Raw genomic sequence first — 11,917 nt, forward strand, 5'->3', positions numbered from 1 at the left:
GCGTCGCGATCAGAGTAGAGGCCCATCGCCCGGCGCGTAAGGGGCTTCGGGCCGCTCGTTGCAACCGTAACCAATCGAGTAAGTGCCCGGTACACCCTTCGGACCCGTCGCAGGTGGAGGTCGCGCCCGGATATACGGAGGGCGCCCCTCCGTCTCTGGAGGGGCGCCCTGGGCACCGAATGTGACGCGAAGAACTACTTCTTGCCCTTGCTCTCGCTGCCGCCGCCGTCGGAGTCCGTGGACAGCACCGCGATGAAGGCCTCCTGCGGGACCTCCACGCTGCCGACCATCTTCATCCGCTTCTTGCCTTCCTTCTGCTTCTCCAGCAGCTTGCGCTTACGGGAGATGTCGCCGCCGTAGCACTTGGCGAGCACGTCCTTGCGGATCGCGCGCACCGTCTCACGGGCGATGACGCGGCTGCCGACCGCGGCCTGGATCGGGATCTCGAAGTTCTGCCGCGGGATGAGCTTGCGCAGCTTGTCGACCATCCGGACGCCGTACGCGTACGCCTTGTCCTTGTGCAGGATGGCGGAGAACGCGTCCACCTTGTCGTGGTGCAGCAGGATGTCGACCTTGACCAGGTCGGCGGACTGCTCGCCCTTGGGCTCGTAGTCCAGCGACGCGTAGCCGCGCGTCTTCGACTTCAGGTTGTCGAAGAAGTCGAAGACGATCTCGGCCATCGGCAGGTCGTAGCGCAGCTCGACCCGGTCCGCCGAGAGGTAGTCCATACCGAGCAGCGAGCCGCGGCGGGACTGGCACAGCTCCATGATCGCGCCGACGAACTCGTTGGGCGCGAGGATGGTCGACTTCACCATCGGCTCGTACACCGCGGTGATCTTGCCCTCGGGGAACTCGCTCGGGTTGGTGACGATGTGCTCGGAGCGGTCCTCCATCACCACGCGGTAGACCACGTTGGGCGCGGTGGCGATCAGCTCCAGGCCGAACTCGCGCTCCAGCCGCTCGCGGACCACGTCCAGGTGGAGCAGGCCGAGGAAGCCGACGCGGAAGCCGAAGCCCAGCGCGGCCGACGTCTCCGGCTCGTAGACCAGCGCGGCGTCGTTGAGCTGGAGCTTGTCCAGCGCCTCGCGCAGCTCCGGGTAGTCCGAGCCGTCGAGCGGGTACAGGCCCGAGAACACCATCGGCTTGGGGTCCTTGTAGCCGCCCAGGGCCACGGTGGCGCCCTTGGACTGCGAGGTGATCGTGTCACCGACCCTGGACTGCCTGACGTCCTTGACGCCGGTGATGATGTAGCCGACCTCACCGACCCCGAGGCCGTCGGAGGGGGTCATCTCCGGACCGGAGATGCCGATCTCCAGCAGCTCGTGGGTCGCGCCGGTCGACATCATCTGGATGCGCTCGCGCTTCTTGAGCTCACCGTCCACGACCCTCACGTACGTGACCACGCCGCGGTAGGAGTCGTAGACCGAGTCGAAGATCATCGCGCGGGCCGGGGCCTCGGAGATGTTGGCGCCGACCGGGGCCGGCACCTTCTGCACGACCTCGTTGAGCAGGTCGGCCACGCCGACGCCGGTCTTCGCGGAGACCTTGAGCACATCGGCCGGGTCGCAGCCGATGATGTGCGCCAGCTCCTCGGCGAACTTCTCCGGCTGGGCGGCCGGCAGGTCGATCTTGTTGAGCACCGGGATGATCGCGAGGTCGTTCTCCAGCGCCAGGTACAGGTTGGCGAGGGTCTGGGCCTCGATCCCCTGCGCCGCGTCGACCAGGAGGACCGTGCCCTCGCAGGCGGCGAGCGAGCGCGAGACCTCGTACGTGAAGTCCACGTGGCCCGGCGTGTCGATCATGTTCAGGATGTGGGTCGGGGCCGTGGCGTCGCCGTCGGTGGGCGCCCAGGGCAGCCGGACCGCCTGGGATTTGATCGTGATGCCACGCTCACGCTCGATGTCCATGCGGTCGAGATACTGGGCACGCATCTGCCGCGGATCGACCACGCCGGTCAGCTGGAGCATCCGGTCGGCGAGCGTCGACTTGCCATGGTCGATGTGCGCGATGATGCAGAAGTTACGGATCAGCGCCGGGTCGGTACGGCTCGGCTGCGGAACATTGGTCGGGGTCGCGGGCACGCAGGGTCCTGTTTCTCGACGCTTGACGTCTGACGTCTGTAGGCGGATCGATACGTTGACCCCCATCGTCCCATGGCTGGAGGCCTGGGACCGGTTTGGGAGGTCATGCGGGCGGCTGGTAGCCTGGAGCACTGTGCCTCGTGCCCTGTGACCCGAGGCGCTCAGAAGTGTTAATGCAAAGTACCCGAACCTGAGAAGGCTCCTTTCGTGGCGAACATCAAGTCCCAGATCAAGCGGAACAAGACCAACGAGAAGGCGCGCCTGCGCAACAAGGCGGTCAAGTCCTCCCTCAAGACCGCGATCCGCAAGGCCCGCGAGGCCGCGGCGACCGGTGACGTCGAGAAGGCCACCGCCGCCAACCGCGTGGCCGCGCAGAAGCTCGACAAGGCCGTCAGCAAGGGCGTCATCCACAAGAACCAGGCCGCGAACAAGAAGTCCGCGCTGGCTCACAAGGTCGCCTCGATCAAGGCCTGACCCGTTTGACCGGGGCCTCAGGGCCCCTCTCGCCGGAAACGGAACCAGCGGCCCCTCTACCGCCCGGACCGGCAACCGAAAGACATCGCGCCGCGCTCGGCCGTTCGCCACGCGGGTGCGGCGCACAGCTTCATCCGAAGGCCCCGAAGCCATCCTCACGGGACGGCAGCGGGGCCTTCGGCATTGCCCTATATTCACGACATGTCGACGCCGCCTGATCAGCCGAGCGCCTATCCGTATCCGGGTCCGCAGTCCGCCGCGCAGCCCTCGCCGGGGTTCGGGCCACCGGTCCCGGCGCAGCAGAACCCCTACGCGCAGCCGGTGCCGCAGCAACCCGGCCAGCCTGGGTCCTACTACGGACCGCAGGGTCCGCCACCGATACCGCAGATGCCCCCGCCGCCGCCCGGCGGTGCCTCAGGCGCCGGGAAGGCCGTCCTGTGGGCGGTCGTCGGGGCTGTGATCGCCTCCGCGCTCTGGGGCGGCGGGGTCTTCCTGCTCGGCGGGAAGGACGACAAGGGCGCGACCGCCGACCTCAAGGGGTACAAGCTCCAGTCCGACGTCTGCACGGTCGCCGAGGTCTCGGCCTTCAAGACCAAGTACCCGGAGACCGACACGTCTCCCGTGACCTACACGCTCAAGCACGACGCGCTGGACGACATGTACTGCGACATGGACATGAAGGCCTCGGGCTCGTCCTACGCCGACGCCTACCTGTCCACGACGGTGCAGCTGCACAAGAAGACCGATCCGTCGGCCGAGTTCGAGGCGCAGTGGGAGAGCTACACGCAGCGCAAGGGCGACTACAAGGCCGAGAAGATCACCGGTTTCGGTGACGCGGCCTATCTCATCACCGAGGACACCATCAGCGGCTCGTCCGGCTCGCGCTCGGTGAAGCTCGCTGTACGGGACGGCTGGATGACGTATCAGATGGCCTGGAGCATGTACCTGTCCTCGCTCGACAAGGACAAGTCGCCGCCGTCGGTGAGCGAGGTCACGGGCTGGGTGAAGAGCTCCACCACGGCGACGCTGGCCAAGCTGAAGAACTGAGGGCGTCCGCGTCCGCAGGAGAGTTCGGTGGGCCGTCCGCGACGCTACGAGCGGGCGCGGGCGGCCCGGGCCACGGCCCCGACCGCCTTCTCCAGGGCGTACGCCGGGTCCGCGCTGCCGCCCTTGACCGCGGCGTCCGCCTCGGCGACGGCGCGCAGCGCGGCGGAGACCCCGTCGCCGGTCCAGCCGCGCATCTGCTGACGCACCCGGTCGATCTTCCACGGGGGCATGCCGAGGTCGCGGGCGAGCTGGCCGGGGTTGGCGCCGCGGGGGGCGGAGGCGAGCTTGCCGATGGCGCGCACGCCCGACGCGAGGGCGAAGGTGATGCCGGGCAGCGGCTGGCCCACCGAGAGGGCCCAGCGCAGCCGCTCCAGCGCCTCCGCGGTCCGGCCGGTGACGGCGAAGTCGGCGACCTCGAAGCCGGTGGCCTCGGCGCGGCCGGTGTAGTACCGGGCGACGACGGCCTCGTCGATCGTGCCCTCGACGTCCGCGACGAGCTGGGTGGCGGCGCTGGCCAGCTCGCGCAGGTCGCTGCCGATGGCGTCGACCAGCGTCTGGGTGGCCTCGGGGGTCGCGGAGCGGCCCAGGGTGCGGAACTCGTTCCGGACGAACGCCAGCCGGTCGGCCGGCTTGGTCATCTTGGGGCAGGCGACCTCACGGGCCCCCGCCTTGCGGGCCGCGTCCAGCAGGGCCTTGCCCTTGGCGCCGCCGGCGTGCAGCAGCACCAGGGTGATCTCCTCGGCCGGCGAGTCCAGGTACGCCTTGACGTCCTTGATCGTGTCCGCGCCGAGGTCGTGCGCGTCGCGCACGATGACGACCTTGCGCTCGGCGAAGAGCGAGGGGCTGGTCAGCTCGGCGAGCGTGCCGGGCTGCAGCGCGCCGGGGGCGAGGTCGCGCACGTCCGTGTCGGCGTCGGCGGCGCGCGCCGCCACGATCACCTCGCGCACGGCGCGGTCGAGCAGCAGGTCCTCCTGGCCCACGGCGAGCGTGAGCGGAGCGAGCAGATCGTCTGGGGAACTCTTCCTGGCCATCGCGGACCAGCATCCCACGGGGCACCGACAGTGGCGGCCATGGCGGAGAATGGTCCGGTGAGCTACGTACGACATGTCCTGGTGCTGCCCGACCGCGATGCCGCGGAGGAGGCCGCGGAGGCCGCCGTGGAGCGGTTCGGCCTCCCCTTCGAACCGCAGCTGGTCCGTGACGCGCTGGCGGGCGAGGACGACGCCGAGGACGCCCAGTGGCTGGTCGTGGTGGAGGACGAGGAGAGCCGCCTCGACGCCGCCGCCCTGCACGCCCTGGCGGAGGAATACGACGGCTGGCGCGAGCAGCCCCGCGAGGAGTGAGCCGGGCGGGACCTACGTCCGCAGATGTAGGGCCGCGGCCTGTGGTGGCGCGGGGCGGCGATCGGTAGCGTCGCGGGATGACGACACCTGCCGCGCCGCTCACGCCCCCCTCCTCCTCTGCCGCTGCCCTCTCCGCCACTTCGCCTCCTCCCGTTCCGGACGGGCCCCGGAGCCTGCGGCAGCGCAGGGACGGGGCGCTGCACCGGCTGGAACACGACGCGGACGTATGGGTGGCCACCGCAGACGCCCAGGGCGCGCCGTGTCTGGTGCCGCTGTTCTTCCTGTGGGACGGCGAGGCGCTGTGGCTGTCCACCCGCGGTACAAATCCGACCGGCCGCAATCTGCGGGACAGCGGGCTGCTGCGGGTCTGCCTCGGGCACACCCGCGATGTCGTCCAGATCGACGCGACGGCCCGGACCCTGACCGCGGCGGAGCTTCCCGTCGAGATCGGCGACGCCTTCGCCGCGAAGGGCGACTGGGATCCCCGCGCCGACGGACCGTCCTATCTGTGGTTCCGGGTCCAGCCCCACACCATTCAGGCGTGGGGCACCGTGGCCGAGTTGAAGGACCGGGACCTGATGCGCGACGGGCAGTGGCTGCTCTAGCAAGAATCGGGCGAGGTCGATAGATCACGTGATCCATTGCTTCGCATACACCATGGAACGGCGATATTGACGACGGATTTCGTTGTTCTGAATCTCTTGACGCGTTCTTGGCGCCCGGGGTTTGATGCCGGGGATGAAGCGGCCGTTCCGCTTCGAGTTTCCCTGGACCGGAGGCGGTAAGCCCCCTCAGCACCATCCGATCGGACCCTGCATGACTGACACGCTGCGTCCTCCGCACTCCCCCATCGCGCCGCCCGTCACCCCGCCGAAGGCCCTCACCCGGTCCATCGGCGTGGTCGGCGGCACGCTGCTGACGCTCTCCTGCCTGACGCCCGCCTCGTCGCTCTTCGTCATCGTCCCGGGCCTCTTCGGGGACCTGGGCACCGGGACGGCGCTGACGATCGTGATCGCGGCCGTGCTGTGCGTCGCGGTGGCCTTCTGCTACTCCGAGCTGGGGACGCTGATCCCGAGCGCCGGTGGCGAGTACGCCATGGTCGGGACGTTGATCGGACGGCTGGCGGGCTGGATCGTCTTCATCCTGTCGCTGATCGTGGTGATGATCGTGCCGCCGATCATCGCGCTCGGCACCGGCGAGTACCTCGAACCGATCATGCACATCGACGGCCAGCTGGCGGGCGCGGGCGTCATGCTGCTCGCCACCGTCATGGGACTGCTCGACCTGCGGGCGAATGCCTGGATCACCGGCATCTTCCTGGTCCTGGAGGTCATCGCGGCCGGAGTGGTCGCCGTGCTCGGCTTCTCGCACTCCTCCCGTCCCGCGTCCACGCTCATCCACCCGGTCGTCGAGGCGACCGGCGGCGCGCCGGGCAGCCCGGTCACCGCGGCCCTGACCGGCGGCGCGATCGTCGCGGGGCTCGCGGTCGCGCTCTTCGTGCTGCAGGGATTCAGCACGGCGGTGTACCTGTCGGAGGAGATGGAGAACCCGCGCCGCAACGTCTCGCGGACCGTCCTGTGGACGCTGGGCATCGGTGCCGTGGTCGTCATCGTCCCCACCATCGCGATCACGCTGGGCGCGCCCGACATGCAGACCCTGACCGAGGGCAACCTCTCGGCGATGGTGAAGGCCTGGAGCAACTCCGCCGTGGGGACGTTCGTCAGCCTCTGCATCGCGCTCGCGATCATCAACGCGGGCATCGTCATGGTCATCCAGAACTCCCGGGTGCTCTACGCCTCGGCCCGCGACCGCGCCTGGCCACGACCGGTCAACAAGGCGTTCTCCACGCTGAGCGGCCGGTTCGGCTCCCCGTGGGTCGCCACCCTCGCCGTCGGCGTACCGGGCGCCGCGCTCTGCTACGCGCCGCTGGACACGCTCACCAACGTCACCGGGGTCGCGGTCGCCGGCATGTACCTGCTGGTCGCGATCGCCGCCCTCGCCTCCCGGCGCGGCGGCCACAAGTCCCGCCCCGCGTGGCGGATGCCGCTGTGGCCGGCCATCCCGGCGGTCCTGGTGCTGGTGATGGCCCGCATCCTGTACGTGCAGGAGATCAAGGACCTCGCGATCACCGGCGCCATCGTGGCCGTCGCCTGCCTGTACTGGCTCCTCTACCTGCGCCCCCGGCAGGACACCCGCTGGGTGATCACCGTCCCTGAGGATCAACTCGGCCTGGAGGACGAACCGGTGACGCGCGCGGCCGTCTGACCGCCCCCGGCCACGCCACGTCAGGCCGGCTCCATCGCGGTGACCTCCCGGGCCGGGATCTCCTCCTGGTCCGGGAGTTCGCGTATCCGGGGTACCGGCGAGGGCAGCAGCCACAGGACGCACAGCACTCCGCCCACGGTGGCGATCCACAGCGTGGGCCGCAGTCCGAGGGTCGAGCCGAGCACGCCGCCCGCGAGCGCGCCGAGCGGACGGATGCCGTGGTTGAGCATGCGGGAGGCCCCGGTCACGCGGGCCCGCAGCCGGTCGGGAATGACGGCGCTCTGCAGGGAGCCGCTGGCTATGTCCAGCACCATCACCCCGAATCCGGCGAAGAATTCGGCGAGGAAGAGCAGGGCGAGGATCAGCGGAGTGGGTCCGCCGGCCAACGGCACCAGGATCAGCGGGGCGGGGAAGGCCACGAAGCCGAGGACGACCGCCGGGCCGATCCCGATCCGCCGGACGATCCGGCCGCCGAGGGTCGCACCGATGAGCCCGCCGACCGCGCCGGCGCCGATCACCAGCCCCAGCACGCCCGCGTTCAGGCCCAGTTCACCGATCGCGTAGAGCACGACGATGGTGTGGAAGACGAAGTTGAAGAAGTTCACGGTCGCGGCGGCGGCCAGCAGCGGGCGCAGGACGCGGGAGCCCGCGATGAACCGCAGCCCGGCGGTGAAGTGCCCCTTCTCCACCTCGGCGGCCGGCGGTTCCGCCGGGGAGATGCGCGCCAGGAAGCCGGCCGAGACGAGATACGAGACGGCGTCGATGAGCAGCGTGAGCGGCGCGGCGAGTATCTGCACCAGCAGACCGCCCACGCTGGGGCCCGCCACGAAGGAGAACGCCCGGCTGCCGTTGACGAGCGCGTTGCCGTCCACGTACTGGCCGGGCCGCACGAGGGAGACGAAGAGCGTGGCGTTGGAGACGTCGAAGGCGACGCTGCAGGCCCCCACGGCGAAGGCGATCACATAGAGGTGGGTGAGGGTCAGCCCGCCCAGGGCGTAGGCCGCGGGCAGCGAGAACATCAGCACGGCGCGGACCAGGTCGGCCGCGATCATGATGCGCCGCCGATCGCCCCGCCGATCGGCCCAGGCCCCCGCGGGCAGCGAGAACAGCAGCGCGGGCAGCAGGCCCGCTGCCGACAGCCAGCCCATCTGCGCGGCGTCCGCGTGCAGCACCAGGACGGCCGCGAGCGGTATCGCGAGGAACGACACCTGGTCGCCGAAGAGCGAGACGGTCTGGCCCGTCCAGTACCGGCGGAACGCGCGTTCGCGCAGCAGAACCGGCATGCGCCCGGCGATGTTCATGTCTACTCCTCGGCTGCGTCCGCGGTGGGAGTGGGGGTGGAGGTGGGGGCGGCCCGGTCCAGGAAGGCGATCCGCAGGTAGGAGACGCGCCGCGCGCCCTCGGGACGGAGCGCGGGATCCGTTTCACGGTCCGCGAACGCCTCCAGCAGCTCGTCCACCTTGGCGCCCAGCGCGGACAGTTCCCCGGGCGTGAGGTAGAGCGACGTGTCGCCGAACTGCTCCGCCTCCTGCCAGGCGCGCGACAGTTCACGGCGGCTCTCCAGCGCCTTGGTCATCTTCTGGAAGTAGTTCTCGGCGACGGCGACGGTGAGCGCGTCAGCCGCCTCCGCCACCGCCGGATCGTCCGAGTAGCCGGGCCAGTCCGTGAAGCGCGCCGTGGCCCGCCACGGCTTCTGCCGGCCGTGACCGCCCTCCGCCTCCTCGACCAGCCCGAACCTGGCCAGCACCCGCAGGTGGTAGGAGCAGCTGGCGACGGACTCCCCCGTCAGCTCGGCGGCTCGCGTCGCGGTGAAGGGGCCTTCCCGGTGGAGCAGCCCGGTGAGCATCATCCGCGTCGGGTGGGCGTAGGCCCGCAGGGCGCGTGGGTCGGTGAGCTGTATCTGCCTCTCGGTCATGATGTAAAGATACCTTTAGAAAGAAACCTTTACAACGAAGTCTTTACATAGAACTCCCCACCAGGGTGAACCGTAGATCGTCCGCACGGTCCCCCAGCACCGCGACCGTCCCGTCCGTGTCCGTGCGCAGCACCCTCGCGCCCTGCGCGCGCAGCGCCGAGAGCGTGCGCGGGGCCGGGTGGCCGTACGGGTTGTCCGCGCCGCAGGAGATGAGGGCCAGGCGCGGTCCGAGCCGGGCCAGCAGGGCTGGGTCCTGGTACGCCGAGCCGTGGTGCGCGACCTTCAGCACGTCCACCCGGGGCAGGTCGGGGACGGCCGCCAGCAACTGCCGCTGGGCCGGCGGCTCCAGGTCGCCGAGCAGCAGGAACGTCAACCCCGTCGCACGCACCAGCAGGACGACGCTGGCGTCGTTCGGACCGTTGTCCGGCAGCGCCCCCGGGGTCGCGGGCGGCCAGAGCAGCTGCCACTCCAGTGCTCCCAGCCGGCGCCGCTCCCCCGCCACCGCGCGGACCACCGGGATCCGCGCCGCTGCCGCCTGTCGGCGGACGAAGGCCGCCTGCTCGGGCGGCTCGTCCAGCGTCGTGGTCTCGATCGCGCCGACCGCGCGACCGCGCAGCACCCCCGCGAGGCCGTTCACATGGTCCGCGTGGAAGTGCGTCAGGATCAGCAGCGCGATCGAGGTCACCCCCAGCGACCGCAGGCACCGGTCGGCGAGGGCCGGCTCCGGCCCGGCGTCGATGACGACGGCCGAACCGCCCGCCCCGGACAGCACCAGGGAATCCCCCTGCCCCACATCGCACATGGCGAGCCGCCAGCCGGGCGGCGGCCAGCCCGTGACGACGCGCGGGAGCGGTACGGGCCGCAGCACGGCGAGCAGCAGCAGGAGCGCGACCGCCGCGCAGAGCCAGGGGCGGGCGGCGAGCCGGCGGCCCATGGTCACGACCGCCGCGGTGAGCGCGGCGAGCAGCAGGGCGCCGCCCCAGCCGCCGGGCCACCCGATCCCGGCGCCTGGCAGGGCCGCGCCCCGCCGGGCGACGACCGCGATCCAGCCGGTGGGCCACCCGGCGAGCCAGGCCAGCCATTCGGCGGCCGGCATCGCGAACGGCGCGGCGGCCAGCGCCCCGAACCCGAGCACCGTGGCCGGCCCCACCGCCAGTTCCGCGAGCAGGTTGCACGGGATCGCGACCAGGCTCACCTGCCCGGCGAGCACCACGATCACCGGAGCGCAGACCGCCTGCGCGGCGCCTGCCGCGCCCAGCGCCTCGGCCAGCCCCGCCGGCACCCCGCGGCGGCGCAGGGCCGCGCTCCACCGCGGGGAGATCGTCAACAGCGCGCCGGTGGCGAGCACGGAGAGCAGGAAGCCGTAGGAGCGCGCGAGCCAGGGATCGTAGAGGACGAGGAGCAGCACCGCCGCGGCCAGCGCGGGCAGCAGGGCGCGGCGGCGGCCGGTACCGATCGCCAGCAACGTGATCAGCCCGCAGGCGGCGGCCCGCAGCACGCTCGGGTCGGGACGGCAGACGATGACGAACGCGACGGTGAGCACCCCGCCGACGACCGCGGTCGCCCGCAGCGGGATCCCGATCCGCGGCGCGAGCCCGCGCCGCTCCGCGCGGATGGCGAGGCCGGGCGGACCGATGAGCAGCAACAGGACGATGGTGAGGTTCGAACCGGAGACCGCCGTCAGATGGGTCAGGTCCGTGGCCCGGAACGCCTCGCGCAGTTCCGGAGTCAGCCGGGAGGTGTCCCCGACGACCAGGCCGGGGAGCAGCGCCCGCGCATCGGGCGGCAGCCCGTCCGTCGCCGTGCGCAGACCAGCCCTGAGCCGGCCCGCGAAGCGCTGCGTCGCGCTCGGCGGCGCGATGACGCGGGGCGGCCCGCGCACCGACAGCACGGCGGCGCTCCGCTCGCCCGGCCGCGCGGGCGGTGCGATCCGTGCCGTCACGGCGACGCGGGTGGAGGGCAGCAGCCCCAGCCACGGATCGGCGGCCGACGCGGACATCCCGCGACCTGCCGGAACCCGCCCGGCCGAGCGGGCACCCCACCCCGGGCCTGCTCCCGGCCGCCCTTCCGGCCCCCGTCCCGAACCGGGGCCCGGCCGATCGGCCGTCTCGGCGATGACCAGGACCGGCGTACGGATCTCCGTGGTCACGCCGTGCGCGGTGACCCGGACAGCGTCCGCCTCGACCATCACGGCGTCCGGAGCGCGGGCCGCGCCCCGGACGTGCGGGCGGGTCGGCCTCGGATCGCCGGTGATCCGCAACTCGACGACAGCGCGGGCGTGTTCAACCGCCAGTTCGGGCAACGGCCCGCGATGACCGTCCGCCGCGTGCAGCGCGGCGACGGCCGTCGCCGCCGCAGCGCACAGCAGCGCGGTGGCGGTGGCCACCGCCGGACCGGCGGCGGGACGCCCCCGCCCGGCCACCAGCAGCACCGCCCCCAGTACCGCGGTGACCACCGCGGTCCAGGCCGCCGCGCCCCCCGGCATCCCCAGCGCAACCGCCGACGCGAGCCAGGCGGCGAGGGCCGGCGGCACGAGCCGCAGGTCCGTGGGCCCCTCCTGGCGCGGATCGGCCGCGCCGAGCGGGGACGCGGCCGCCGCGTGCACGGCCGAGCGCGCCATGCCACCCGCCGTGTCCGCCCGGCGCCCTGCCGCAGCGCCGGGGCCCGCCCTGGGGCCGGTCACGGCCGGACCAGCGGCTTGAGGTCGGAGAAGCGGCGGTCGCCGATACCGGTCACGTCGCGGAGCTGGTCGACGGAGGTGAAGCCGCCGTGCTGGGCGCGGTAGTCGAGAA

Annotated in this window: 11 protein-coding genes; 5 read left to right on the top strand and 6 right to left on the bottom strand. The window is 71.8% G+C overall.

The window, feature by feature from the left end; translation table 11 throughout:
* Positions 1 to 194: 194 nt before the first annotated feature.
* Entirely contained in the window at positions 195 to 2,081 is a 1,887-nt protein-coding gene (gene lepA / locus O3X23_RS18735; RefSeq protein WP_269272559.1) for a translation elongation factor 4, read from the bottom strand.
* Between the two features lie 207 nt (positions 2,082 to 2,288).
* Between lepA and rpsT the strand changes: the two genes are divergently transcribed.
* Both rpsT and O3X23_RS18745 read left to right on the top strand, forming a co-directional pair.
* Positions 2,289 to 2,555 carry a 30S ribosomal protein S20 gene (rpsT, locus tag O3X23_RS18740; RefSeq protein ID WP_269272560.1) on the top strand — a complete coding sequence of 89 codons (267 nt, stop codon included), beginning with the start codon at positions 2,289 to 2,291 and terminating at the stop codon, positions 2,553 to 2,555.
* 201 nt (positions 2,556 to 2,756) lie between these two features.
* The gene (locus tag O3X23_RS18745; protein ID WP_269272561.1) at positions 2,757 to 3,602 is read left to right on the top strand and encodes a hypothetical protein; all 846 of its coding nucleotides are present in this window, start codon (positions 2,757 to 2,759) and stop codon (positions 3,600 to 3,602) included.
* Positions 3,603 to 3,646: 44 nt separating this feature from the next.
* Here the strand turns inward: O3X23_RS18745 and holA are convergent, their stop codons facing one another.
* Complete coding sequence (gene holA, locus O3X23_RS18750; protein WP_269272562.1) at positions 3,647 to 4,633, bottom strand: DNA polymerase III subunit delta; 987 nt, start codon at positions 4,631 to 4,633, stop codon at positions 3,647 to 3,649.
* A gap of 57 nt (positions 4,634 to 4,690) precedes the next feature.
* On the opposite strand from holA, the gene O3X23_RS18755 reads away from it, so the two are divergent.
* The 3 genes from O3X23_RS18755 to O3X23_RS18765 all read left to right on the top strand — a co-directional run bounded on the left by O3X23_RS18755 (position 4,691) and on the right by O3X23_RS18765 (position 7,210).
* Positions 4,691 to 4,945, top strand: coding sequence for a hypothetical protein (locus O3X23_RS18755; RefSeq protein WP_269272563.1), 255 nt, complete (start codon positions 4,691 to 4,693; stop codon positions 4,943 to 4,945).
* Between the two features lie 77 nt (positions 4,946 to 5,022).
* Entirely contained in the window at positions 5,023 to 5,550 is a 528-nt protein-coding gene (locus tag O3X23_RS18760; RefSeq protein ID WP_269272564.1) for a pyridoxamine 5'-phosphate oxidase family protein, read from the top strand.
* 211 nt (positions 5,551 to 5,761) lie between these two features.
* A complete protein-coding gene (locus O3X23_RS18765) occupies positions 5,762 to 7,210 on the top strand; it encodes an APC family permease (protein ID WP_269272565.1) in 1,449 nt (482 codons plus the stop codon).
* A gap of 20 nt (positions 7,211 to 7,230) precedes the next feature.
* Here O3X23_RS18765 and O3X23_RS18770 read toward each other — a convergent pair whose 3' ends face one another.
* From O3X23_RS18770 to O3X23_RS18785, 4 genes are all read right to left on the bottom strand, one after another.
* Positions 7,231 to 8,511, bottom strand: coding sequence for an MFS transporter (locus O3X23_RS18770; RefSeq protein WP_269272566.1), 1,281 nt, complete (start codon positions 8,509 to 8,511; stop codon positions 7,231 to 7,233).
* Between the two features lie 2 nt (positions 8,512 to 8,513).
* The gene (locus O3X23_RS18775; protein WP_269272567.1) at positions 8,514 to 9,125 is read right to left on the bottom strand and encodes a winged helix-turn-helix domain-containing protein; all 612 of its coding nucleotides are present in this window, start codon (positions 9,123 to 9,125) and stop codon (positions 8,514 to 8,516) included.
* 43 nt (positions 9,126 to 9,168) lie between these two features.
* Entirely contained in the window at positions 9,169 to 11,745 is a 2,577-nt protein-coding gene (locus tag O3X23_RS18780; protein WP_269272568.1) for a ComEC/Rec2 family competence protein, read from the bottom strand.
* A 59-nt stretch (positions 11,746 to 11,804) separates the two neighbouring features.
* A partial coding sequence (locus O3X23_RS18785; protein ID WP_269272582.1) for a ComEA family DNA-binding protein occupies positions 11,805 to 11,917 on the bottom strand: 113 nt, incomplete at its 5' end.

This window comes from Streptomyces sp. H39-S7 (genome assembly GCF_027158205.1).
In the GTDB taxonomy this organism is placed as follows: domain Bacteria; phylum Actinomycetota; class Actinomycetes; order Streptomycetales; family Streptomycetaceae; genus Actinacidiphila.